At 67.5% G+C, this 20,754-nt stretch carries 31 protein-coding genes and 1 pseudogene; 30 read left to right on the forward strand and 2 right to left on the reverse strand.

The features are described from left to right. From rplE to rplQ, 18 genes are all read left to right on the forward strand, one after another. Nucleotides 1–549: a 50S ribosomal protein L5 gene (gene rplE / locus TCCBUS3UF1_RS02285; protein ID WP_014514884.1), complete on the forward strand. Its 549-nt coding sequence runs from the start codon at nt 1–3 to the stop codon at nt 547–549. A gap of 7 nt (nt 550–556) precedes the next feature. Further along, nucleotides 557–742 (forward strand): type Z 30S ribosomal protein S14, encoded by a 186-nt coding sequence (locus tag TCCBUS3UF1_RS02290; protein WP_014514885.1) that lies wholly within the window; start codon nt 557–559, stop codon nt 740–742. A gap of 68 nt (nt 743–810) precedes the next feature. Then, nucleotides 811–1,227: a 30S ribosomal protein S8 gene (gene rpsH, locus TCCBUS3UF1_RS02295; protein WP_014514886.1), complete on the forward strand. Its 417-nt coding sequence runs from the start codon at nt 811–813 to the stop codon at nt 1,225–1,227. Next, entirely contained in the window at nt 1,227–1,769 is a 543-nt protein-coding gene (gene rplF / locus TCCBUS3UF1_RS02300; protein ID WP_014514887.1) for a 50S ribosomal protein L6, read from the forward strand. The genes rpsH and rplF overlap by 1 nt, the downstream gene beginning before the upstream one ends. Nucleotides 1,770–1,777: 8 nt before the next feature. Then, nucleotides 1,778–2,116: a 50S ribosomal protein L18 gene (rplR, locus tag TCCBUS3UF1_RS02305; protein WP_014514888.1), complete on the forward strand. Its 339-nt coding sequence runs from the start codon at nt 1,778–1,780 to the stop codon at nt 2,114–2,116. 12 nt (nt 2,117–2,128) lie between these two features. Further along, a complete protein-coding gene (rpsE, locus tag TCCBUS3UF1_RS02310) occupies nt 2,129–2,602 on the forward strand; it encodes a 30S ribosomal protein S5 (protein WP_014514889.1) in 474 nt (157 codons plus the stop codon). Continuing rightward, complete coding sequence (rpmD, locus tag TCCBUS3UF1_RS02315; protein WP_014514890.1) at nt 2,602–2,784, forward strand: 50S ribosomal protein L30; 183 nt, start codon at nt 2,602–2,604, stop codon at nt 2,782–2,784. Before rpsE ends, rpmD begins: the two co-directional genes overlap by 1 nt. Continuing rightward, complete coding sequence (gene rplO, locus TCCBUS3UF1_RS02320) at nt 2,781–3,233, forward strand: 50S ribosomal protein L15 (protein WP_014514891.1); 453 nt, start codon at nt 2,781–2,783, stop codon at nt 3,231–3,233. The genes rpmD and rplO overlap by 4 nt, the downstream gene beginning before the upstream one ends. 1 nt (nt 3,234) lies before the next feature. After that, on the forward strand, nt 3,235–4,551 hold the full coding sequence (secY, locus tag TCCBUS3UF1_RS02325) for a preprotein translocase subunit SecY (protein WP_014514892.1): 1,317 nt from the start codon (nt 3,235–3,237) through the stop codon (nt 4,549–4,551). A gap of 9 nt (nt 4,552–4,560) precedes the next feature. Beyond that, nucleotides 4,561–5,115, forward strand: coding sequence for an adenylate kinase (locus tag TCCBUS3UF1_RS02330; RefSeq protein WP_014514893.1), 555 nt, complete (start codon nt 4,561–4,563; stop codon nt 5,113–5,115). Further along, nucleotides 5,115–5,882, forward strand: a complete 768-nt coding sequence (gene map / locus TCCBUS3UF1_RS02335; RefSeq protein ID WP_014514894.1) for a type I methionyl aminopeptidase — start codon at nt 5,115–5,117, stop codon at nt 5,880–5,882. The genes TCCBUS3UF1_RS02330 and map overlap by 1 nt, the downstream gene beginning before the upstream one ends. A gap of 7 nt (nt 5,883–5,889) precedes the next feature. Next, nucleotides 5,890–6,108: a translation initiation factor IF-1 gene (infA, locus tag TCCBUS3UF1_RS02340; RefSeq protein ID WP_003043942.1), complete on the forward strand. Its 219-nt coding sequence runs from the start codon at nt 5,890–5,892 to the stop codon at nt 6,106–6,108. 8 nt (nt 6,109–6,116) lie between these two features. After that, nucleotides 6,117–6,230 (forward strand): 50S ribosomal protein L36, encoded by a 114-nt coding sequence (rpmJ, locus tag TCCBUS3UF1_RS02345; RefSeq protein WP_014514895.1) that lies wholly within the window; start codon nt 6,117–6,119, stop codon nt 6,228–6,230. 13 nt (nt 6,231–6,243) lie between these two features. After that, complete coding sequence (gene rpsM / locus TCCBUS3UF1_RS02350; RefSeq protein ID WP_014514896.1) at nt 6,244–6,624, forward strand: 30S ribosomal protein S13; 381 nt, start codon at nt 6,244–6,246, stop codon at nt 6,622–6,624. Nucleotides 6,625–6,682: 58 nt separating this feature from the next. After that, nucleotides 6,683–7,072, forward strand: a complete 390-nt coding sequence (gene rpsK / locus TCCBUS3UF1_RS02355) for a 30S ribosomal protein S11 (RefSeq protein ID WP_014514897.1) — start codon at nt 6,683–6,685, stop codon at nt 7,070–7,072. Nucleotides 7,073–7,085: 13 nt separating this feature from the next. Next, on the forward strand, nt 7,086–7,715 hold the full coding sequence (gene rpsD, locus TCCBUS3UF1_RS02360) for a 30S ribosomal protein S4 (protein WP_014514898.1): 630 nt from the start codon (nt 7,086–7,088) through the stop codon (nt 7,713–7,715). A gap of 48 nt (nt 7,716–7,763) precedes the next feature. After that, on the forward strand, nt 7,764–8,717 hold the full coding sequence (locus TCCBUS3UF1_RS02365) for a DNA-directed RNA polymerase subunit alpha (RefSeq protein ID WP_014514899.1): 954 nt from the start codon (nt 7,764–7,766) through the stop codon (nt 8,715–8,717). Nucleotides 8,718–8,721: 4 nt separating this feature from the next. After that, nucleotides 8,722–9,078, forward strand: a complete 357-nt coding sequence (rplQ, locus tag TCCBUS3UF1_RS02370) for a 50S ribosomal protein L17 (protein WP_014514900.1) — start codon at nt 8,722–8,724, stop codon at nt 9,076–9,078. A 43-nt stretch (nt 9,079–9,121) separates the two neighbouring features. Here the strand turns inward: rplQ and TCCBUS3UF1_RS02375 are convergent, their stop codons facing one another. Next, nucleotides 9,122–9,595 carry a hypothetical protein gene (locus TCCBUS3UF1_RS02375; protein ID WP_014514901.1) on the reverse strand — a complete coding sequence of 158 codons (474 nt, stop codon included), beginning with the start codon at nt 9,593–9,595 and terminating at the stop codon, nt 9,122–9,124. Nucleotides 9,596–9,640: 45 nt separating this feature from the next. On the opposite strand from TCCBUS3UF1_RS02375, the gene TCCBUS3UF1_RS02380 reads away from it, so the two are divergent. Continuing rightward, a complete protein-coding gene (locus tag TCCBUS3UF1_RS02380; protein WP_014514902.1) occupies nt 9,641–10,474 on the forward strand; it encodes a DMT family transporter in 834 nt (277 codons plus the stop codon). 37 nt (nt 10,475–10,511) lie between these two features. On the opposite strand, the gene TCCBUS3UF1_RS02385 is transcribed toward TCCBUS3UF1_RS02380, so the two are convergent. Next, nucleotides 10,512–11,048: an HNH endonuclease gene (locus tag TCCBUS3UF1_RS02385; protein WP_041433693.1), complete on the reverse strand. Its 537-nt coding sequence runs from the start codon at nt 11,046–11,048 to the stop codon at nt 10,512–10,514. 79 nt (nt 11,049–11,127) lie between these two features. Between TCCBUS3UF1_RS02385 and TCCBUS3UF1_RS02390 the strand changes: the two genes are divergently transcribed. From TCCBUS3UF1_RS02390 to TCCBUS3UF1_RS02440, 11 genes and pseudogenes are all read left to right on the forward strand, one after another. After that, complete coding sequence (locus TCCBUS3UF1_RS02390; protein WP_014514904.1) at nt 11,128–12,477, forward strand: tetratricopeptide repeat protein; 1,350 nt, start codon at nt 11,128–11,130, stop codon at nt 12,475–12,477. 1 nt (nt 12,478) lies between these two features. Next, entirely contained in the window at nt 12,479–13,270 is a 792-nt protein-coding gene (locus TCCBUS3UF1_RS02395; RefSeq protein WP_014514905.1) for an SPOR domain-containing protein, read from the forward strand. Further along, nucleotides 13,267–13,902, forward strand: a complete 636-nt coding sequence (locus tag TCCBUS3UF1_RS02400) for a redox-sensing transcriptional repressor Rex (protein ID WP_014514906.1) — start codon at nt 13,267–13,269, stop codon at nt 13,900–13,902. The genes TCCBUS3UF1_RS02395 and TCCBUS3UF1_RS02400 overlap by 4 nt, the downstream gene beginning before the upstream one ends. A 2-nt stretch (nt 13,903–13,904) precedes the next feature. Further along, a complete protein-coding gene (locus TCCBUS3UF1_RS02405; RefSeq protein WP_014514907.1) occupies nt 13,905–14,420 on the forward strand; it encodes a hypothetical protein in 516 nt (171 codons plus the stop codon). A 23-nt stretch (nt 14,421–14,443) separates the two neighbouring features. Further along, nucleotides 14,444–15,391 carry a polyprenyl synthetase family protein gene (locus tag TCCBUS3UF1_RS02410; RefSeq protein WP_014514908.1) on the forward strand — a complete coding sequence of 316 codons (948 nt, stop codon included), beginning with the start codon at nt 14,444–14,446 and terminating at the stop codon, nt 15,389–15,391. Between the two features lie 47 nt (nt 15,392–15,438). After that, complete coding sequence (locus TCCBUS3UF1_RS02415) at nt 15,439–16,698, forward strand: Glu/Leu/Phe/Val dehydrogenase (RefSeq protein WP_014514909.1); 1,260 nt, start codon at nt 15,439–15,441, stop codon at nt 16,696–16,698. 10 nt (nt 16,699–16,708) lie between these two features. Beyond that, nucleotides 16,709–17,983, forward strand: a complete 1,275-nt coding sequence (locus tag TCCBUS3UF1_RS02420) for a Glu/Leu/Phe/Val dehydrogenase (RefSeq protein ID WP_014514910.1) — start codon at nt 16,709–16,711, stop codon at nt 17,981–17,983. A gap of 37 nt (nt 17,984–18,020) precedes the next feature. Continuing rightward, nucleotides 18,021–18,548: a GNAT family N-acetyltransferase gene (locus tag TCCBUS3UF1_RS02425; RefSeq protein ID WP_014514911.1), complete on the forward strand. Its 528-nt coding sequence runs from the start codon at nt 18,021–18,023 to the stop codon at nt 18,546–18,548. Continuing rightward, complete coding sequence (locus TCCBUS3UF1_RS02430) at nt 18,523–19,413, forward strand: 2-hydroxyacid dehydrogenase (RefSeq protein WP_014514912.1); 891 nt, start codon at nt 18,523–18,525, stop codon at nt 19,411–19,413. The genes TCCBUS3UF1_RS02425 and TCCBUS3UF1_RS02430 overlap by 26 nt, the downstream gene beginning before the upstream one ends. Beyond that, nucleotides 19,413–19,686: pseudogene (locus TCCBUS3UF1_RS02435) on the forward strand (hypothetical protein). The gene TCCBUS3UF1_RS02430 and the pseudogene TCCBUS3UF1_RS02435 overlap by 1 nt, the downstream one beginning before the upstream one ends. An 11-nt stretch (nt 19,687–19,697) precedes the next feature. Next, nucleotides 19,698–20,720: a deoxyhypusine synthase gene (locus tag TCCBUS3UF1_RS02440; protein WP_014514914.1), complete on the forward strand. Its 1,023-nt coding sequence runs from the start codon at nt 19,698–19,700 to the stop codon at nt 20,718–20,720. Nucleotides 20,721–20,754: the final 34 nt, after the last annotated feature.

Raw genomic sequence — 20,754 nt, forward strand, 5'->3', positions numbered from 1 at the left:
ATGCCCCTGGACGTAGCCCTAAAGAAGAAGTACCTGGAGGAGGTCCGGCCCGAGCTCATCCGCCGCTTCGGCTACCAGAACGTCTGGGAGGTGCCGCGGCTGGTCAAGGTGGTGGTCAACCAGGGCCTGGGGGAGGCCAAGGAAGACGCCCGCATCCTGGAAAAGGCTGCCAAGGAGCTCTCCCTCATCACCGGGCAGAAGCCCGCCGTCACCCGGGCCAAGAAGTCCATCTCCAACTTCAAGCTGAGGAAGGGGATGCCCATCGGCCTCAGGGTTACCCTGCGGGGGGATCGGATGTGGATCTTCCTGGAGAAGCTCCTGAACGTGGCCCTGCCCCGCATCCGCGACTTCCGCGGCGTGAACCCGGGCAGCTTTGATGGCCGGGGCAACTACAACCTGGGGCTCAAGGAGCAGCTCATCTTCCCCGAGATCACCTACGACATGGTGGACGCCCTGCGGGGTATGGACATCGCGGTGGTGACCACCGCCAAGACCGACGAGGAGGCCAAGGCCCTCCTGGAGCTTCTGGGTTTCCCCTTCCGTAAGTGAGGCGAGCATGGCGAGAAAAGCGCTGATCGAAAAGGCCAAGCGTACCCCCAAGTTCAAGGTGCGGGCCTACACCCGTTGCGTGCGTTGCGGGCGGGCCAGGAGCGTCTACCGCTACTTCGGCATCTGCCGCTTGTGCCTCCGGGAACTGGCCCACAAGGGGCAGCTGCCTGGGGTGAAGAAGGCCAGCTGGTAGGCCGTGGCCGGTCGGGGGGGTTCCCTCGAGACCGCATGGTCCAAGCGTGAGGTAAAAGGAGAGAGGAAATGCTGACGGACCCCATTGCCGACATGCTGACCCGGATACGGAACGCCACCCGGGTCTACAAGGAGAGCACCGAGGTGCCCGCCTCCCGCTTTAAGGAGGAGATCCTCAAGATCCTGGCGCGGGAGGGTTTCATCAAGGGGTACGAGCGGGTGGAGGTGGACGGCAAGCCCGTCCTGCGCATCCATCTAAAGTACGGTCCCCGGCGCCAGGGCCCTGACCCGCGCCCGGAGCAGGTCATCAAGCACATCCGCCGCATCAGCCGTCCGGGGCGGCGGGTTTACGTGGGGGTCAAGGAGATCCCTCGGGTGCGCCGGGGCCTGGGGATCGCCATTCTTTCCACCCCCAAGGGCGTCCTCACCGACCGCGAGGCGCGGAAGTTGGGCGTGGGCGGCGAGCTCATCTGCGAGGTGTGGTGATGTCTAGGATTGGTCGGCTTCCCATTCCCCTGCCCAAAGGGGTCACGGTGGAGGTGGCCCCCGGGTTGGTCAAGGTTAAGGGGCCTAAGGGCGAGCTTTCCGTGCCCGTGTCCCCGGAGATGCGGGTGGTGGTGGAAGGGGGCGTGGTCCGGGTAGAACGCCCCTCGGACGAACGCCGCCATAAAAGCCTTCACGGCCTCACCCGCACCCTGATCGCCAACGCCATCAAGGGTGTGGCGGAAGGGTACGTGAAGGAGCTCCTCATCAAGGGGATCGGCTACCGCGCTCGCCTGGCGGGCCGGGCGGTGGAACTCACCGTGGGCTATAGCCACCCCGTGGTGGTGGAACCCCCGGAAGGGATCACCTTTGAGGTGCCCGAGCCCACCAAGATCCGTGTCCTGGGGATCGACAAGCAGAAGGTGGGCCAGGTGGCGGCCAACCTGCGTGCGGTGAAGAAGCCCAGCGCCTACCACGAGAAGGGCATCTACTACGCGGGCGAGCCCGTCCGCCTCAAGCCTGGCAAGGCCGGGACCAAGAAGTAGGGGGAAGTATGGCACGGCTTACCGCATACGAACGCCGTAAGTTCCGGGTGCGCAACCGCGTCAAGCGCGCGGGCCGGCTCCGCCTTTCCGTCTTCCGGAGCCTCAACCACATCTACGCCCAGATCATTGACGACGAGAAGGGCGAGACCCTGGTGGCCGAGTCCAGCCTCGCCCTCAAGCTCAAGGGCAACAAGACCGAGGTGGCCCGGCAGGTGGGCCGGGCCCTGGCGGAGAAGGCCCTGGCCAAGGGCATCCGCCAGGTGGCCTTTGATCGGGGTCCTTACAAGTACCACGGCCGGGTGAAGGCCCTGGCGGAGGGAGCCCGCGAGGGCGGCCTGGAGTTCTAAAGGGGAGGAACCATGCCCGAGACCGATTTCGAGGAGAAGATGATCCTGGTGCGGCGCACCGCCAAGACCTACCAGGGCGGCCGCCGCTTCCGCTTCGGGGCCTTGGTGGTGGTGGGGGACCGCCAGGGCCGGGTGGGCCTGGGCCTGGGCAAGGCCAAGGAGGTGCCCCTGGCGGTGCAGAAGGCCGGCTACTACGCCCGCCGCAACATGGTGGAGGTGCCCCTCCTGAACGGCACCATCCCCCACGAGATCGAGGTGGAGTACGGGGCCTCCAAGATCCTGCTCAAGCCCGCGGCCCCCGGTACGGGGGTGATCGCCGGGGCGGTACCCCGGGCCATCCTGGAGCTGGCGGGCATCACCGACATCCTTACCAAGGAGCTTGGAAGCCGGAACCCCATCAACATCGCCTACGCCACCATGGAGGCCCTGCGGCAACTCCAGACCAAGGAAGACGTGCGGCGCCTGAGGAAGGGCGGGGAGGAGTGATGGCTAGGCTAAAGGTCAAGCTGGTGAAGAGCCCCATCGGCTACCCCAAGGACCAGAAGGCCGCCCTGAAGGCCTTGGGGCTCACCAAGCTGCAAAGGGAGAGGGTCCTTGCCGATACCCCCGCGGTCCGGGGGAACATCCAGAAGGTGAGCCACCTTCTCCAGGTGGAGGTGTTGGAATGAAGCTGACCGACCTAAAGCCCAACCCCGGGGCCAACAAGAAGCGCAAGCGGGTGGGCCGCGGCCCGGGGTCTGGCCACGGCAAGACCGCGACCCGGGGCCACAAGGGCCAGAAGTCCCGTTCCGGTGGCCTCAAGGATCCCCGCCGCTTTGAGGGCGGGCGCTCCACCACCCTCATGCGCCTGCCCAAGCGGGGGATGCAGGGCCAGGTGCCGGGGGCGATCCCGCGCCCCAGGTACCAGGGGGTCAACCTGAAGGACCTGGCCCGCTTTGAGGGGGAGGTGACCCCGGAGCTGTTGGTCCAGGCGGGGATCCTGAAGAAGGGGTACCGCCTGAAGGTGCTGGGGGATGGGGAGGCCAAGGCCCTCAAGGTGGTGGCCCACGCCTTCTCCAAAAGCGCCCTGGAGAAGCTGAAGGCCGCGGGCGGCGAGGCCGTCTTGCTGGAGGCTTGAGATGCTGAAGGCCTTCCGGAGCGCCCTCGCCATCCCCGAGCTTCGCCAGCGCATCCTCTTCACCTTACTGGTGCTGGCCGCTTACCGCCTGGGGGCCTTCATCCCCACCCCCGGGGTGGATCTGGACAAGATCCAGGAGTTTCTGCGCACCACTCAGGGCGGGGTGTTCGGCATCATCAACCTCTTCTCTGGGGGGAACTTTGAGCGCTTCTCCATCTTTGCCCTGGGGATCATGCCCTACATCACCGCGGCCATCATCATGCAGCTCCTGGTGAACGTGGTCCCGGCGTTGGAGAAGCTTTCCAAGGAAGGTGAGGAGGGCCGCCGCATCATCAACCAGTACACCCGCATCGGCGGCATCGCTCTGGGGGCCTTCCAGGGCTTCTTCCTGGCCACGGCTTTCCTGGGGGCGGAGGGCGGGCGCTTCCTCCTTCCCGGCTGGGCCCCTGGGCCCTTCTTCTGGTTGGTGGTGGTGGTCACCCAGGTGGCGGGGATCGCCCTCCTCCTCTGGATGGCGGAGCGCATCACCGAGTACGGCATCGGCAACGGCACCAGCATGATCATCTTTGCCGGGATCGTGGTGGAATGGCTGCCCCAGATCCTGCGCACCGTCGGCCTCATCCGTACCGGGGAGGTGAACCTGGTGGCCTTCCTCTTCTTCCTGGCCTTCATCGTCCTGGCCTTCGCCGGCATGGCGGCGGTGCAGCAGGCGGAAAGGCGCATCCCCGTGCAGTATGCCCGCAAGGTGGTGGGCCGCCGGGTCTATGGGGGGCAGGCCACCTACATCCCCATCAAGCTGAACGCCGCTGGGGTGATCCCCATCGTCTTCGCCGCCGCCATCCTGCAGATCCCCATCTTCCTCACCGCCCCTTTCCAGGACAACCAGGTCCTTCAGGCCATCGCCAACTTTTTCAACCCCACTCGGCTTTCCGGCCTCCTCCTGGAGGTGGCGCTCATCGTCCTCTTCACCTACGTCTATACCGCGGTGCAGTTTGACCCCAAGCGCATCGCTGAAAGCCTCAGGGAGTACGGGGGCTTCATCCCGGGCATCCGTCCAGGGGAGCCCACGGTGAAGTTCCTGGAGCACATCGTTTCCCGCCTCACCCTCTGGGGGGCCCTTTTCCTGGGTCTGGTGGCCGCTTTGCCCCAGATCATCCAGAACCTCACCGGGGTCAAGAGCATCGCCTTTTCCGGGATTGGCCTTTTGATCGTGGTGGGGGTGGCCTTGGACACCCTCAGGCAGATTGAGAGCCAGCTGATGCTGAGGAACTACGAGGGGTTCCTCTCCAAGGGCCGCATCCGCGGCCGTACCCGTTAGGGAGGAGCGATGGGGGAAGCGGTGATCTTCTTGGGGCCGCCCGGGGCGGGCAAGGGTACCCAGGCGGCGAGGCTTTCCGAGGAGTTGGGCTTCAAGAAGCTTTCCACGGGGGACATCCTCCGGGACCATGTGGCCCGGGGGACCCCTCTGGGGCAGCAGGTCAAGCCCATCATGGACCGGGGGGACCTGGTGCCGGATGAGCTCATCCTGGCCCTGATCCGGGAAGAACTGGCCGACCGGTTCATCCTGGACGGTTTCCCCCGCACCCTGCCCCAGGCGGAGGCCTTGGACCGGCTTCTGGCGGAGACGGGCACCCGGCTCCTGGGGGTGGTGCTGGTGGAGGTGCCGGAGGAGGAGCTGGTGCGGCGCATGCTCCGGCGGGCGGAGCTCGAGGGCCGCTCGGACGATAACGAGGCCACCATCCGCCGCCGCCTCGAGGTCTACCAGGAAAAGACCGCTCCCCTCATCCAGTACTATGAGAAGAAGGGCGCCCTGAAGCGGGTGGAGGGCGTGGGTGCCCCTGACGAGGTCTACGCCCGCATCCGGGCTGCCTTGGGAATCTGATGGCCATCAAGCTGAAAAGCCCCTGGGAGATTGAGCGCATGCGGGAGGCTGGGGCCCTCCTCACCGAGGTGGTGGAGGAGGTGGCCCGCCACGTGGAGCCCGGGATCACCACCAAGGAGCTGGACCGGATCGCCCACGAGGCCATCCGGCGCCGCAAGGCCAAGCCGGCCTTCCTAGGGCTCTATGGCTTCCCCGCCACCTTGTGCACCTCGGTGAACGAGGTGGTGGTCCACGGCATCCCCTCGGAGGAACCCCTGAAGGAAGGGGATATCCTCTCCGTGGACGTGGGCCTCATCCACGGGGGCTTTGCCGCGGATATGGCCCGCACCTTCCCCGTGGGCCGGGTTTCGGAGGAGGCGGAAAGGCTCATCCGGGATACGGAGGCCGCCTTCTGGGAAGGCCTCAAGTACCTCCGCCCCGGGTACCGCATCGGGGACGTGGCCCACGCGGTGCAGACCTTCCTGGAGTCCCGGGGGTACGGGGTGGTGCGGGAGTTCGTGGGCCACGGGGTGGGGCGGGAGATCCACGAGGATCCCCAGCTCCCCAACTTCGGCAAGCCGGGCACCGGGCCCAAGATCCGCCCGGGGATGACCCTGGCCCTCGAGCCCATGGTCACCTTACGCCCGGCCCCTGTGGTAATATTGGAAGATGGCTGGACGGCGAGCGCCGGCAAAGGCAACCTCGCCGCCCACTACGAGAACACCGTCTTGGTAACGGAGGAGGGCCCGGAGCTTCTCACCGGGGTTCCCCTGGTGCGGGCGCAGTAGGAGGGGTATGGCGAAGGAGAAGGACACCATTCGGGCGGAGGGCGTGGTCACCGAGGCTTTGCCCAACACCACCTTTCGGGTGAAGCTGGACTCGGGGCCGGAGATCCTGGCCTATATCTCGGGGAAGATGCGCATGCACTACATCCGCATCCTGCCCGGGGACCGGGTGGTGGTGGAGATTACCCCCTACGACCCCACGCGGGGCCGCATCGTTTACCGCAAGTAGGAGGCGCGATGAAGGTACGGGCATCGGTCAAGAAGATGTGCGAGAAGTGCAAGGTGGTGCGCCGGCATGGCCGGGTCTACGTGATCTGCGAGAACCCCAAGCACAAACAGCGTCAGGGCTAGATAAGGAGGAACCGTGGCGAGGATTGCAGGCGTAGAGATTCCCAGGAACAAGCGGGTGGACGTGGCCCTCACCTACATCTACGGGGTGGGCCCCGCCCGGGCCAAGGAGGCGCTGGAGAAGACGGGCATCAACCCGGCCACCCGGGTGAAGGACCTTACCGAGGCCGAGGTGGTGCGCCTCCGCGAGTATGTGGAGAACGCCTGGAAGCTGGAGGGCGAGCTCCGGGCGGAGGTGGCCGCCAACATCAAGCGCCTCATGGACATCGGCTGCTACCGCGGCCTGAGGCACCGCCGGGGCCTTCCCGTGCGCGGCCAGCGCACCCGCACCAACGCCCGTACCCGCAAGGGGCCCCGCAAGACCGTGGCGGGCAAGAAGAAGGCCCCCAGGAAGTAATTCCCCGGGCCAGAAGATACTCCGTGGTACGGCTTAGCCGTGGATTCTGAGGGAGAGTATGGCCAGAAAAGCAACCAAGAAAAAGGTCAAGCGGCAGGTCGCCAGCGGGAAGGCGTACATCCACGCCTCCTACAACAACACCATCGTCACCATTACCGACCCGGACGGCAACCCCATCACCTGGTCCTCGGGCGGGGTGATCGGCTACAAGGGGAGCCGTAAGGGCACCCCTTACGCGGCCCAGCTTGCGGCCATGGACGCGGCCAAGAAGGCCATGGCCTACGGCATGCAGAGCGTGGACGTGGTGGTGCGCGGCACCGGGGCGGGCCGGGAGCAGGCCATCCGGGCCCTCCAGGCTTCCGGCCTCCAGGTGAAGTCCATCGTGGACGATACCCCCGTGCCCCACAACGGCTGCCGGCCCAAGAAGAAGTTCCGCAAGGCTTCGTAAGGAGTAGGAGAAGATGGGTCGTTACATTGGACCAGTTTGCCGCCTTTGCCGCCGGGAAGGAGTTAAGCTCTACCTGAAGGGGGAGCGCTGCTACAGCCCCAAGTGCGCCATGGAGCGCCGCCCGTACCCTCCGGGCCAGCACGGGCAGAAGCGCACCCGCCGTCCTTCGGACTACGCGGTGCGCCTTAGGGAGAAGCAGAAGCTCCGCCGCATCTACGGGATTTCCGAAACCCAGTTCCGCAACCTCTTTGAGGAGGCCAGCCGCAAGAAGGGCGTCACGGGTACGGTCTTCCTGGGCCTTTTGGAGTCCCGCCTGGACAACGTGGTTTACCGCCTGGGCTTTGCCGCAAGCCGCCGCCAGGCCCGGCAGATGGTGCGCCACGGCCACATCACCGTGAACGGCCGCCGGGTGGACCTTCCCGCCTACCGGGTTAAGCCGGGGGACGAGATCGCCATCGCCGAGGGGAGCAAGAACCTGGCCTTTATCCGGGAGAACCTCGAGGCCATGAAGGGCCGCAAGGTGGGCCCCTGGCTCTCCTTGGACGTGGAGGGGATGAAGGGCAAGTTCCTGCGCCTGCCCGACCGCGAGGACCTGGCCCTGCCCGTGAACGAGCAGCTGGTGATTGAGTTCTACTCCAGGTAATCCTCGAGGCCCGGTCCATCCGGGCCCTTTGCGCCTGCAAGGAGGCCTATGTTTGAGAGCAAGCTGAAAGCCCCGGTCTTCACGGTGCGCACCCAGGGGCGGGAATACGGGGAGTTCGTCCTGGAACCCCTGGAGCGGGGGTTCGGCGTCACCTTGGGCAACCCCCTGAGGCGGATCCTCCTCTCCTCCATCCCGGGGACCGCGGTTACCAGCGTCTACATTGAGGATGTTCTCCACGAGTTCTCCACCATTCCTGGGGTTAAGGAGGACGTGGTGGAGATCATCCTGAACCTCAAGGAGTTGGTGGTGCGCTTCCTGGACCCCAAGATGCAGACCACCACCTTGGTCCTGCGGGCCGAGGGCCCCAAGGAGGTGAAGGCCGCCGACTTTACCGTTCCCTCGGACGTGGAGCTCTTGAACCCCGACCTGCACATCGCCACCCTGGAAGCCGGGGGGAGGCTGTACATGGAGGTGCGGGTGGACCGCGGGGTGGGGTATGTGCCCGCGGAGCGCCACGGAACCAAGGACCGGATCAACTCCATTCCCGTGGACGCCGTCTTCTCCCCCGTGCGCCGGGTGGCCTTCCAGGTGGAGGATACCCGCCTGGGCCAGCGCACCGACCTGGACAAGCTCACCCTGCGGATCTGGACCGACGGCTCCGTCACCCCCATGGAGGCCTTGAACCAGGCGGTGGAGATCCTCAAGGAGCACCTTTCCTACTTCGCCAACCCCCAGACCACCGCCCTGCCCACCCCGGAGCCCGCCGTGGGGGAGCGCCCGGAAAGGGGAGGGGAGAAGGAAGAGGACCTGGACCTGCCCCTGGAGGAGCTGGGGCTTTCCACCCGGGTGCTCCACAGCCTCAAGGAAGAGGGCATTGAGTCGGTCCGGGCCCTTCTGGCCTTGAACCTTAAGGACCTCAAGAACATCCCCGGCATCGGGGAGCGGAGCTTGGAGGAGATCCGCGAGGCCCTGGCCAAGCGGGGCTTCGCCTTGAAGGAGTGAGACCATGCGCCACCTAAAGTCTGGAAGGAAGCTCAACCGCCACTCTTCCCACCGCCTGGCCCTGTACCGGAACCAGGCCAAGAGCCTTCTGGCCCATGGCCGCATCACCACCACCCTGCCCAAGGCCAAGGAGATCACCGGCTTCGTGGACCACCTCATCCACCTGGCCAAGCGGGGGGACCTGCACGCCCGCCGCCTGGTCCTTCGGGACCTGCAGGACGTGAAGCTGGTGCGCAAGCTCTTTGACGAGATCGCCCCCAGGTACCAAAACCGCCCCGGGGGGTACACCCGGGTGCTGAAGCTGGCGGAGCGCCGCCGGGGGGACGGGGCCCCTTTGGCCTTGGTGGAGCTGGTGGAGTAACCCGGGCGGACCCGGGTGTTCCCTAGGGGGTGGGGCCCGCCCCCTAGCCTTCTTTTTCCCGGGGGCCTAGGAGCCTGAGGACCTGGTCCTCCAGCTCCCCGATGTAGGCGGCCAGGGTGTTGCCGTGCTTTTCTAGGGTTTCGGCCAGGCGGGCCTCGAGGGCCTGGATCTCCTCCTTCTCCACTTGGGCCAGGCGCTGGAGTTCGGCCTCCAGGTAGCGCTTGAGCTCGGTGTAGCGGCTTTGCTCCGCGTCCTCGGCCAGCTTTTTGTAGTGGAGGAGCTCGCGGGCGTACCGCTTCACCTCCAGCAGGGCGGCGGTTTCCAGGCCGATGGTGAAGAGGAGGTAGAGGAGGGAAACCGTCCCCAGGGCCACCACCAACACCAGGCCCAAGGGGGCCTCTACCCGGGTCAGGCCCAGGGAAAGGGAGGTGGGCCGGGTAATCTCCCCCCAGTTCAGCCAGCTGAAGAGAAAGAGGAGGAGAAGGACCAGGAGGGCGAAAAGGGTACGGGCGCTCATACGGCGGCCTCCATAGGGCACCTTGGGCGATTATACTCTTTGCCCATGGGCTACCTGTACCTGCTCCTGGCGGCCTTTCTTTGGGGGCTTATCGGCCCGGTAAGCCGCATGGCCTTCCAAGAGGGTCTTCCCCCCCTCCTGGTGGCCTTTTTCCGTGCGGTCATCGCCTGGGCCTTCTTTGGCCTCCACGCCCTGTGGGCGCGCCAGGTGCGGGTGGCGGCCAGGGATCTTCCCGCCCTTTTCCTCTTCGGCCTGGTGGGGGTGTCCCTCTTCTACGGTTCCTACCAGCTGGCGGTGGGGTACGGGGGGGCGGCCTTGGCCTCGGTCCTCCTCTACACCGCCCCCGCCTGGGTGGCCCTCCTTTCCTTCCTGGTCCTCCGCGAGCCCTTGGACCGCCAGGGGCTTTTGGCCGTGGCCCTTACCCTCCTGGGGGTGGGGCTCATGGGCCTGGGCGGGGGGAGCGAGGTGCGCGCCGGTCCCTTGGCCCTCCTCTTCGGCCTGCTTTCGGGGTTCACCTACGCCCTTTACTACATTTTTGGGAAGCTCTACCTTCCCCGCTACGCCACGCCCACCCTCTTCCTCTACGCCCTTCCCGTGGGGGCCTTGGGCCTCCTTCCCTTCGTGGACCCCGTCCCCTTGCGCCCCGGGGCCCTTGGGGCCCTCCTCTTCCTGGGGGTCTTTTCCACCTACGGGGCCTATTTGGCCTACTATGCCGGGCTTAAACGCCTTCCCGCCACCCGGGCCAGCGTGGTGGCCACCCTCGAGCCCGTGGTGGCCAATCTCTTCGCCTTCCTCCTCTTCCGGGAGGTGCTTTCCCCCTTGGGCTACCTGGGGGCTGCCTTGGTCCTCCTGGCGGTCCTCCTCAGCGTGCGGCGGTAGGGGTGGGGCAGGCGGGGTTGCCTGGGTTTGGGGTGGGCTACCGCAAAAAGGCCTCCAGGTAAGGCCTCCAGTCCTCCGGAACCTCCTTGAGCTCGGCCAAAAAAAGGGGCGCCCTAGGCGCCCGCGGGGACTTGAGCAGGCGCATCCCCGCCTCCTCCGGGGTGCGGTCCCCCTTTTTGAGGTTGCAGGGGCGGCAGGCGGCCACCAGGTTCTCCCAGGTGCCCTTGCCCCCCCGGCTCCGGGGCAGAACATGGTCCACGGTGAGCTCCCCACCCTGGCGGCCACAGTACTGGCAGGTGTACCGGTCCCGCCGGAGGACGTTGCGGCGGTTGAGGGGGATGCGGCTTGGACCCCGGCGCACCAGGCGCTTCAGGCGGATGACGCTGGGCACGGGGATGCGGGTGGAGGGGGTGTGGAGGAAGCGGCCGCTTTCGGAAACCATCTCCGCGCTCCCAGAAAGGACCAGGAGGACGCTCCGCTTGATGCTGGCCAAGCCCAGCACCTCATAGGCGGCGTTGAGCACCAAGACCCTGGGAGCGTCCAGGTCCGAGGCCTTGGGGTGAGCCGGGCCCACAAGACCAGGATAGCAAAGCCCGAGGAGGTTGCGGGAAAGGTGTGCTATGCTGGGGGCAACGACGGGTTTGGAGGCCCCTATGATGAAACCCATTCCCAAAGCCCTTCCGCTCCTTCTGGGGTTGGGCCTGGCCCTGGCCCAGCCCTCCTTGGAGCAGGCGGAGGCCCTGCTGAAGGCGGGGAACTACGCCCAGGCCGCCTTGGCCTACGAGGAGGTCCTGGCCCGGGACTATGGCCGCCTCGAGGCCCACCTGGGCCTGGGGGTGGCCCTCTTCCGGGCGGGCCGCCTGGAGGAGGCCCGCTTCGCCTTTGACCAGATGGTCCGGGTCTTCCCCGAACGCTACGAGGGCCACTTCAACCTGGGCCAGGTTTACCTGCGCCTGGGGAAGCCCCAGGAGGCGGCGGGGGCCTTTGCCAAGGCCGCGGAGCTTTCCCCCAGCGAGGAGGCCTACTTGGGCTGGGCCAGCGCCCTGGCCCAGGCCGGCCAGGCCAAAGAGGCGGCGGAAGCCCTCAAAAAGGGCCTTACCCCCGAGCGGAGCCCCGCTTACCGCCTGGCCTTGGCCCAGGCCCTTTACGCCGCGGGGGCCCGGGCGGAGGCGGTGCCGGTGCTCTATGGCCTCCTCAACCGGGACCCCAAGGCCGCCGAGGCCTGGGACCTCCTGGCCCGCATCCTGGCGGAGGAGGGGCTGAAGGCCCGGGCCTTGCGGGAACTGGACCGGGGCCTGGCCCTGGTGGAGGGGAAGGCCCGGGCCCGGCTTCTCCTGCGTAAGGCTCTCCTTTCCCCAAGCCCCGAGCCCCTTCTGCGGGAGGCCTACGCCCTGGACCCCTCCCTATGGGAGGCGGCCTACCTCCTGGGCCGCGCCCGCCTCGAGGCGGGGGACCCCCGGGGGGCGCTGGCCTTCCTCCTCCCCGCCTACCGCACCAGCCCCGAGCCCGAGGTGGCCTTGGCCCTGGCCGGGGCTTACCTGGCCCTGAAGGACTACCCCAACGCCTACCGCTACGCGGACGAGGCGGGCCCCTCCGGGCTTTTCCTCAAGGCCCAGGCCGCCCGCGCCCTGGGGCGCCGGGTGGAGGCCCTGGAGCTACTAGAGGGGGTGAACGCCCTCGAGGCCCAGGCCTTCAAAGGGTCCATCCTCTTGGAGATGGGCCGGGCCGAGGAGGCTTTGGGGGTGCTGCGCACCGCCTACACCGCCCAGAAAAGCCCCGAGGTCGGGGTCAACCTGGGGGCTTCCCTGCTGGCCCTGGGGCGGTTTGGCGAGGCCGAACTGGTCCTGAGGGAGATCCTCCAGGCTGCGCCCCGCATGGCCGCGGCCTGGTACAACCTGGGCCTGGCCCTCAAGGCCCTGGGCCGCGAGGCGGAGGCCCAGCGGGCCCTGACCCAGGCGGCCAACCTGGGTTCAGCCGAGGCCAAGGCCCTTCTGCGGAGGTAAGATGCGCTGGCTTCGGGAAAACTGGCTGGACCTCCTGATCTTCTTGCTCATCGCCGTGGTGGCGGCGGGCATCGTCCTTTACCTCACCGGGGTGAACCCCTTTGCCCGGCCTAAGCCACAAGCGGAAAGCCTCCCTGCCCCCTCGGTGCCGGCTTCCCCCTCTCCGTCCCCTGCCCCCACCCCTTCCCCAGAACCGGCCCAGCCGGTGGTAACCGTTCTGCCCCTGCCCCAGGCACCCCCGGCTTCCGAGGAAACCGGACGGTCCCCGGTAGCCCCTGCCCCCCAAAAGGCCAGCCAGGTTCAAGCCCCGTCCCAGGCTTCGCCCCCCCGTTCTTCCGCCCCTCCTTCGCCCACAGGCGCCTACCGGGTGGTGGTGGGGGCCTTCGCCAACCCGGAAAACGCCGCCAGGCTCCGCCAGGAGCTAGCCCAAAAGGGCTATCCCGCCCGTTTGGAGCCCGCGGGAAACCTGACCCGGGTGGTGGTGGGGCCTTACGCCTCCGAGGCCCAGGCCCGCCAGGTGGCCGAGGCCCTAACGGTTTACGGGGCCCAGGTCTACCGGGGCCAGGGGGCTGCCCCGCCTCCGGCGGGGCAGGTCTACCTGCAGGTGGGGGCCTTCCAGAAGGAGGAAAACGCCTTGCTCGTGGCCGGCAGGCTCAAGGAGCTGGGCTTGCCCGTGGTTCTGGTCAAGGACGGGGTCTACCGGGTCCGGGTGGGCCCGGTGGCCGAGGCGGAGAAGGAAGATGTGAAAGCCAAGGTGGCGGCCCTGGGTTTAGAGGCCCTGGAGGTGCGATGAAGGTTCCTAGCGCAGCCATCATCCGCTTGGTCACCTACTTGCGCATCCTGGAGGAGCTGGAGGCCAAGGGGGTCCACCGCACCAGCTCCGAGCAGCTGGCGGAGGAGGCCCAGGTGACGGCCTTCCAGGTGCGCAAGGACCTGTCCTACTTTGGCTCCTACGGCACCCGGGGGGTGGGGTACACCGTCCCTGTGCTCAAGCGGGAACTCCGCCACATCCTGGGCCTGAACCGCAAATGGGGCCTTTGCATCGTGGGCATGGGGCGTTTGGGTAGCGCTTTGGCCGACTACCCGGGCTTTGGGGAAAGCTTTGAGCTGCGGGGCTTTTTTGATGTAGATCCGGAAAAAATCGGCCGCAGGGTGGGAAGCGGCGTCATCGAGCCCCTAGACCTTCTCCCGCAGAGGGTGCCGGGCCGCATTGAGATCGCCTTGCTCACCGTGCCGCGGGAAGCGGCCCAGGAGGCGGCGGACCGTCTGGTGGCCGCGGGCATCAGGGGCATCCTCAACTTTGCGCCGGTGGTCTTGGAAGTGCCCAAGGAGGTGGCGGTGGAGAACGTGGACTTCCTGGCTGGACTGGCGCGGCTTTCCTTCTCTATACTGAACCCTAAGTGGAGAGAGGAGATGATGGGGTGAGTATGAAAGGGCTAAAGATCCTTTTGGGCTTGGGAATGGCGTTGGCCTTTGCCGCCTGCGGCACGGATGTCTTCTTCCAGCAGCCTTACCGCGTACTTCTGGAGCCTACCCAGTTGGGCTACGAGGTGGACGACCAGGGAAGGATTATCGTAGTGGGTAACAACGCCTATGTTCAGGCGGCCCCGGGAGCCCCAGGTGGGTATCTGGAACGTTATGAGTACTTGGTGGTGGACGACTCGGGCAACGAGGTTTTTTCCGGCTCTTCCTTGGGTAGTGGATTCGTGGGCGTGGAAGTTCCTCCGGGGCGGGAGGAAGCGAATGGCCAGGTGACCTATGCATACAAGCAGTCCAGGCCCTTTAGCTTTAGCCTGGACGGGAGGGTAGCTTTGGAGCATCTGAATCAGAATGCGCCCTTGAACTGGCGTTACCAGGTTACCTGGTATCTGACCACTGCCAATGGGCGGACGGTGACCTGGTTGCAAGAGTACCAGGTGAAGTATCCCTTACGGGGTCAATAGCTGAGGAAGCTATACTAGGGGGCGTGACGGTTCAGGAAGCCCTCGAGGCCCCCCTCCTCCGCTTTGAACAGGCCCTTTCGGAACTGGTCCAGTCCGAAGTCCTCTTCATCCGCCTCATCCACCAGGACCTGGTGACCGCCGGGGGCAAGCGCATCCGCCCCCGGCTGGTCTTCTTGGCCTCGAGGGCCCTGGGAGGCGCCCCCTTTGAGCTGGAGCTGGCCCTGGCGGTGGAGCTCCTCCACTCCGCCACCCTCCTCCACGACGACCTGATCGATGAGGCGGAAACCCGCCGGGGGAAGGAGGCGGCCTTCCGCAAATACGGCAACGCGGTCTCCGTCCTCTCGGGGGACTTCCTCCTCTCCCGCCTCCTCCACGTGATCGCCAAGACGGGGCGGATGGAGCTGGTGGAGCGCTTCGCCCAGGTGGCCAAGACCCTCTCGGAAGGGGAGGTGCTCCAGTTCCAGGTGGCGGCCTTGGAGGACTACTCCCTGGAGAACTACGAGCGCATCATCACCGCCAAGACTGCGGTCCTCATGGCCCTGGCCACCGAAGGACCCGCCCTGCTGCGGGAGGAGCCCTTGGAGGTGCGGCAGGCCCTATACCGCTTCGGCCTCCTCTACGGTCAGGCCTTCCAGATGCGGGACGATTACCTGGACCTCATGGGCACCCCTGAGGTCCTGGGCAAGCCCGTGGGGGGGGATGTGCGGGAGGGGAAGGCCACCCTCATCACCCTGCTCCTCATGGAGCGGTTTCCCGAGGTGCGGGAGGTCCTGCGGCGCAAGGGGCGGGAGCCGGGGGACCTGGAGCGCCTCCGGGACCTGGCCCGGAAAAGCGGGGTGGCCCGGGAAGTGGAGGCCCATATCCGCCAGCGGGCCCAGCAGGCGGCGGAGGCCTTGGCCTTCCTGCCCGACTCCCCCTACAAGGAGGCCCTGAAGGCCTTGGCCTTGAAGGAGGCGGAGCGCCTGGCCTAGGGGGCGGCCTTCCCCTAAGGGCGGGGTATAATCCCCTCGGTGAGGCTATGGCCATTCCCGCGTACCGCCCCCCGGAGGACCCGGGCCTCTGGGAGGCCTTTCTAGAACGCTTGGAGCGGACCCTGAAGGTGGCGGCGGTCCACCCCACCACGGTGGAGTACCTGGCCCACCCCAAGCGGCTGGTGACGGTTTCCCTGCCCGTGGTGATGGACGACGGCAAGGTGCGGGTCTTCCAAGGGTACCGGGTGGTGCACGACATCGCCCGCGGCCCGGCCAAGGGGGGGGTGCGCCTCCACCCCGGGGTTACCCTGGGCCAGACCGCAGGCCTGGCCGCCTGGATGACCCTGAAGGCCGCGGTCTACGACCTCCCCTTCGGAGGGGCGGCGGGCGGGGTGGCGGTGGACCCCAAGGCCCTCTCCCCCCGGGAGCTGGAGCGCCTGGTGCGGCGGTACACCGCCGAGCTGGTGAACCTCATCGGCCCGGATATAGACATCCTGGGCCCCGATGTGGGCACGGACCAGCAGGTCATGGCCTGGATCATGGACACCTACTCCATGACCGTGGGCTCCACCGTGCCCGGGGTGGTGACGGGCAAGCCCCACGCCCTGGGGGGTTCGGAGGGCCGGGATGACGCCGCGGGCCTAGGGGTGGCCCTGGTCCTCCGGGAGTTGGCCCAAAGGCGCGGCCTACCCCTCGAGGGGGCCCGGGTGGCGGTGCAGGGCTTCGGCCAGGTGGGGGGGAGCTTCGCCCTCCACGCCGAGGCCATGGGCCTCAAGGTGGTGGCGGTCTCCACGGGGCGGGGGGTCATGTACCGCGAGGCGGGGCTTCCCGTGGGCGAGGTCCTCCGCCACTACGAGGCCACGGGGGAGCTTCCCCACTACCACCTGGCCCCCGAGGAGGTCTTCGCCCTGCCCGTGGACTACCTGGTCCTGGCGGCCCTCGAGGGGGCCCTGGATGGGGAAAGGGCCAAGGGGGTGCAGGCCCGGGCGGTGCTGGAGGCGGCCAACTTCGCCCTTACCCTCGAGGCCGAGGCCTACCTCCTGGGCAAAGGGGTCTTGGTGGTGCCGGACCTCCTCACCGGGGGCGGGGGGCTTCTGGCCAGCTATCTGGAGTGGGTGCAGGACCTCAACATGTTCTTCTGGAGTGCGGACGAGGTGCGGCAAAGCTTTACCAAGAGCGTGGCCAAAGCGGTGGCCGAGGTATGCGCCCGGGCCGAGGGGCTTGGGGCCGACCTGCGCACCGGGGCTTTGGCCCTGGCTCTGGAGCGGCTGAACGAGGCTACCCGGCTTCGCGGCGTTTACCCTTGAACGAGGACGTATGAAGAGCGAACCCCTTTCCTACCTGGGCAAGGACGGCGGCCCTTGGGAGATCTTCGTGGAGCAGGTGGACCGGGTAATCCCCTACCTGGGGCGGTACGCTCCCCTGGCCGAGAGCCTCAAGCGGCCCAAGCGGGTCCTGATCGTGGACGTGCCCATCCACCTGGACGACGGCACGGTGGCCCACTTTGAGGGGTACAGGGTTCACCACAACACCGCCCGCGGTCCCGCCAAGGGCGGGGTGCGTTACCACCCCGAGGTCACCCTCTCCGAGGTCATGGCCCTGGCGGCCTGGATGACCATCAAGAACGCCGCCGTGGGCCTGCCCTACGGGGGGGGCAAGGGCGGCATCCGGGTGGACCCCAGGAAGCTCTCCCCCCACGAGCTGGAACGCCTCACCCGCCGCTACACCTCGGAGATCGGCATCCTGCTTGGGCCCGACCGGGACATCCCCGCCCCCGATGTGAACACCGGGGAGAGGGAGATGGCCTGGATGATGGACACCTTCTCCATGAACGTGGGCCGCACCGTGCCCGGGGTGGTGACGGGCAAGCCCATCGCCCTGGGGGGTTCCCTGGGGCGGCGGGACGCCACGGGGCGGGGGGTGTTCGTGACCGCGGCGGCGGCGGCGGAGAAGATCGGGCTTCCCATCGCCGGCAGCCGGGTGATCCTCCAGGGCTTCGGCAACGTGGGCAACGCCGCGGCCCGCATCTTCCACGACCACGGGGCCCGGATCCTGGCCGTCCAGGACCACACGGGCACGGTCTACCACGAGGGGGGGATTGACCCTTACGACCTCCTCCGCCACGTGCAGGAGTACGGGGGGGTGCGGGGCTACCCCAGGGCCGAGCCCCTGCCCAACGCCGAGTTCTGGTCCATCCCCACCGACTTCCTCATCCCCGCCGCCTTGGAGAAGCAGATCACCGAGCAGAACGCCTGGCGCATCCAGGCCAAGATCGTGGCCGAAGGGGCCAACGGCCCCACCACCCCCGCGGCGGACGACATCCTCCTGGAGAAGGGGGTTTTGGTGGTGCCCGACGTGATCGCCAACGCCGGCGGGGTGACGGTGAGCTACTTTGAGTGGGTTCAGGACTTCAACTCCTACTTCTGGAGCGAGGAGGAGATCAACGCCAGGCTGGAAAGGGTTCTACGGAGCGCCTTTGAGGCCGTGTGGCAGGTGAGCCAGGAGAAGAAGATCCCCTTGCGCACCGCGGCCTACGTGGTGGCCGCCACCCGGGTCCTCGAGGCCCGGGCCCTGCGGGGCCTTTACCCCTAAGGCCATGGCCCGGGGCCTTCGGGGTTAGGCTATACCCGTGGATTGGCCCCGGCATGGCCGCGTCACCCTGAAGCCCTTCGCCGCCGGGCTTACGGAGGCGGAGTGGCGGGGGCTTTACGAAACCTTCCGCGACCCCGAGGTGGCGGAGTGGAATGGTTCCAGCCCCTTGCGCTCCCCCCTTTGGCTTTTCAAGCGGTTCGTCCAGGCGGAGATGCGGCGCAAGGACCGGATGGCCTTCGCCATTCTGGACGAAAAGGGGGAGTACCTGGGCACCCTGGAGCTTTACGACCTCACCCCCGAGGAGGCCACCTTGGGCATCCTCATCGGGCGGAAGGACCGCTGGGGCCAGGGGTACGGCACCGAGGCGGTGCGGGCCGCCCTGGGGTATGCCTTTGGCCAGCTTGGGCTCAAGCGGGTGAGGCTCCGCACCTTCGCCCACAACCTTCGGGCGCGGAGGGCCTTCCAAAAGGCGGGGTTCCGCGAGGTGGGCTTTGGCCCCGGGCCCAAGGGGAAGGAGGATGTGTACATGGAGGTGTGCCGTGAGGATTTTGACCTCGAGGCTTAGGGAGGAGGTCTTCGCCCTCCTGCCCCAGGGGGTGGAGGTGCGCTTTCTGGACGAGCCCTGGCCTAGGAGCGCTGACCTTTTCCTCCCCCCCTTCGGCCAGGAGGAGGTGGTGCGCCGGGTCCTGGCCGAGGTGGAGGTCAGGGTGGTCCAGACCCTTTCCGCCGGGGTGGACTGGATCCTGCCCCTTCTCCCCCCAGGGGTGGTCCTCTGCGACGGTTCGGGCATCCACGACGTGCCCGTGGCCGAGTGGGTGGTCCTGGCCCTTCTTTCCCTCCTTAAGGACCTCCCAGGCTTCCTGGAGGCCCAGAGGGAAGGCCGCTGGGCCCCCAGGCGCCTTCCCGACTTGGAGGGCCAGACGGTGCTGCTCCTGGGCTACGGGGCCATCGGGAAGGCGGTGGAGGCCCGGCTTAGGCCCTTTGGGGTGGAGCTCCTCCCCGTGGCCCGCCACCCCCGGCCTGGGGTCTACACCCCCAAGGACCTCCCCCACCTCCTGCCCCGGGCGGACGCCGTGGTCCTCCTCCTCCCCCTCACCCCCGAGACCCGGGGGATGGTGGACCAGGACTTCCTGGCCCGCCTTAAGCCCGGGGCCCTCCTGGTGAACGCTGGCCGGGGGCCCTTGGTGGACACGGAAGCCCTCCTGAAGGCCCTGGAGGCGGGCCGGGTGCGGGCCTTTTTGGACGTGACCGATCCCGAGCCCCTGCCCGAAGGCCACCCCCTGTGGCGGGCCAAAGGGGTGGTCATCACCCCCCATGTGGCCGGGCTTTCCCAGGGGTTTTCCCGGCGGGCGGCCCGGTTCTTGGCCGAGCAGGTGGGGCGGTACCTGCGGGGGGAGCCCCTCTTGAACGTGGTGCGGGAGGGGTACTGATGGAGGTGATCCTCTACGGGGACCTGCGCCGCTATGGGGAGCGCCTCCGGGTGGAGGCCAGGACCCCCAAGGAAGCCCTGGAGCGCCTGGGCATCCCCCTGGAGGAGGTCTGGCTCCTGGCGGTGGGGGATAGGGTGGTGGGCCTGGAGGAGGCCACCGAGGGCCCCCTGGAGGTCTACCCCCCCATCGCGGGGGGGTGGTATACTTAGGGTCCTGCCCCTGGGGGCAGGGGGCGCAGGAAGGGGGGAGCCGCCCGACGCCCACCCCGCGTAGAAAGGAGCGAGATGGAAAAGAAGGAACTCCTCTCTACGCCCGTGGTTCCCATCGACATCAAGGCCTTTGACGCCGGGCCCATCCTCGAGGCCATGGGCAAGACGGCCTTCCAGGCCAGGAACCTCCACCGGGCGGCGGAGATCTACCTCCGCATGCTGGAGGACGAGGCCGCGGTGATCCTCACCCTGGCCGGGAGCCTGGTCTCTGCCGGGCAGGGCCTCATCGTCCACGACCTCATCCGCAAGGGCCTGGTGGACGCCATCGTGGCCACCGGGGCCAACATCGTGGACCAGGACTTCTTTGAGGCCCTGGGCCACCGCCACTACCAGGGGGACCCCAAGGCGGACGACGAGGCCTTGCGCCGCCTCTGGATTGACCGCATCTACGACACCTACATTGACGAGGAGGAACTCCGCCACACGGACTACACCATCGCCGAGATCGCCAGTAGCCTAGAGCCCCGTCCCTACTCCAGCCGGGAGTTCATCTGGCACATGGGCCGCTACCTGGCGGAGAGGGGCTTGGGGGAGAAGAGCATCGTGCGGGCGGCCTATGAGGAGGGGGTGCCCATCTTTGTCCCCGCCTTCTCCGACTCCTCGGCCGGCTTCGGCCTCGTTTACCACCAGGTGAAGCACCCCAAGGCCCACGTGACCATCGACTCCGTGGCCGACTTCCGCGAGCTCACCCAGATCAAGCTCCAGGCGGGCACCACCGGCCTGGTCATGCTGGGGGGCGGGGTGCCCAAGAACTTCGCCCAGGACATCGTGGTGGCCGCCGAGGTCCTGGGCCACCAGGTGGAGATGCACAAGTACGCCATCCAGATCACCGTGGCCGACGAGCGGGACGGGGGGCTTTCCGGTTCCACCCTGAGCGAGGCCCAGAGCTGGGGCAAGGTGGACGCGGCCCTTTCCCAGATGGTCTTCGCCGAGGCCACCCTGGCCTTCCCCCTCCTGGCCTCCTACGTCTGGCACCGGGCCCCGGTCCGGGCCAAGCGCCGCTACGCCGATCTGTTCCAGGCCGAGGCCGTGGCCTAAGCCTCTCGTCCTCACCCGCCTGGGCCTGGGCCTG

The organism is Thermus sp. CCB_US3_UF1 (assembly GCF_000236585.1).
GTDB lineage: Bacteria > Deinococcota > Deinococci > Deinococcales > Thermaceae > Thermus.

Coding starts and splice junctions, on each gene's coding strand:
- rplO (WP_014514891.1), top strand. CDS start 2,781: ATGAAGCTGACCGACCTAAAGCCCAACCCCGGGGCCAACAAGAAGCGC.
- TCCBUS3UF1_RS02365 (WP_014514899.1), top strand. CDS start 7,764: ATGTTTGAGAGCAAGCTGAAAGCCCCGGTCTTCACGGTGCGCACCCAG.
- TCCBUS3UF1_RS02375 (WP_014514901.1), bottom strand. CDS start 9,595: ATGAGCGCCCGTACCCTTTTCGCCCTCCTGGTCCTTCTCCTCCTCTTT.
- TCCBUS3UF1_RS02290 (WP_014514885.1), top strand. CDS start 557: ATGGCGAGAAAAGCGCTGATCGAAAAGGCCAAGCGTACCCCCAAGTTC.
- TCCBUS3UF1_RS02420 (WP_014514910.1), top strand. CDS start 16,709: ATGAAGAGCGAACCCCTTTCCTACCTGGGCAAGGACGGCGGCCCTTGG.
- rpsE (WP_014514889.1), top strand. CDS start 2,129: ATGCCCGAGACCGATTTCGAGGAGAAGATGATCCTGGTGCGGCGCACC.
- rpsD (WP_014514898.1), top strand. CDS start 7,086: ATGGGTCGTTACATTGGACCAGTTTGCCGCCTTTGCCGCCGGGAAGGA.
- TCCBUS3UF1_RS02440 (WP_014514914.1), top strand. CDS start 19,698: ATGGAAAAGAAGGAACTCCTCTCTACGCCCGTGGTTCCCATCGACATC.
- TCCBUS3UF1_RS02330 (WP_014514893.1), top strand. CDS start 4,561: ATGGGGGAAGCGGTGATCTTCTTGGGGCCGCCCGGGGCGGGCAAGGGT.
- rpsH (WP_014514886.1), top strand. CDS start 811: ATGCTGACGGACCCCATTGCCGACATGCTGACCCGGATACGGAACGCC.
- TCCBUS3UF1_RS02390 (WP_014514904.1), top strand. CDS start 11,128: ATGATGAAACCCATTCCCAAAGCCCTTCCGCTCCTTCTGGGGTTGGGC.
- rplR (WP_014514888.1), top strand. CDS start 1,778: ATGGCACGGCTTACCGCATACGAACGCCGTAAGTTCCGGGTGCGCAAC.
- TCCBUS3UF1_RS02405 (WP_014514907.1), top strand. CDS start 13,905: ATGAAAGGGCTAAAGATCCTTTTGGGCTTGGGAATGGCGTTGGCCTTT.
- TCCBUS3UF1_RS02380 (WP_014514902.1), top strand. CDS start 9,641: ATGGGCTACCTGTACCTGCTCCTGGCGGCCTTTCTTTGGGGGCTTATC.
- map (WP_014514894.1), top strand. CDS start 5,115: ATGGCCATCAAGCTGAAAAGCCCCTGGGAGATTGAGCGCATGCGGGAG.
- rpmJ (WP_014514895.1), top strand. CDS start 6,117: ATGAAGGTACGGGCATCGGTCAAGAAGATGTGCGAGAAGTGCAAGGTG.
- rpmD (WP_014514890.1), top strand. CDS start 2,602: ATGGCTAGGCTAAAGGTCAAGCTGGTGAAGAGCCCCATCGGCTACCCC.
- rplE (WP_014514884.1), top strand. CDS start 1: ATGCCCCTGGACGTAGCCCTAAAGAAGAAGTACCTGGAGGAGGTCCGG.
- rpsK (WP_014514897.1), top strand. CDS start 6,683: ATGGCCAGAAAAGCAACCAAGAAAAAGGTCAAGCGGCAGGTCGCCAGC.
- TCCBUS3UF1_RS02395 (WP_014514905.1), top strand. CDS start 12,479: ATGCGCTGGCTTCGGGAAAACTGGCTGGACCTCCTGATCTTCTTGCTC.
- rplF (WP_014514887.1), top strand. CDS start 1,227: ATGTCTAGGATTGGTCGGCTTCCCATTCCCCTGCCCAAAGGGGTCACG.
- TCCBUS3UF1_RS02415 (WP_014514909.1), top strand. CDS start 15,439: ATGGCCATTCCCGCGTACCGCCCCCCGGAGGACCCGGGCCTCTGGGAG.
- rplQ (WP_014514900.1), top strand. CDS start 8,722: ATGCGCCACCTAAAGTCTGGAAGGAAGCTCAACCGCCACTCTTCCCAC.
- secY (WP_014514892.1), top strand. CDS start 3,235: ATGCTGAAGGCCTTCCGGAGCGCCCTCGCCATCCCCGAGCTTCGCCAG.
- infA (WP_003043942.1), top strand. CDS start 5,890: ATGGCGAAGGAGAAGGACACCATTCGGGCGGAGGGCGTGGTCACCGAG.
- TCCBUS3UF1_RS02400 (WP_014514906.1), top strand. CDS start 13,267: ATGAAGGTTCCTAGCGCAGCCATCATCCGCTTGGTCACCTACTTGCGC.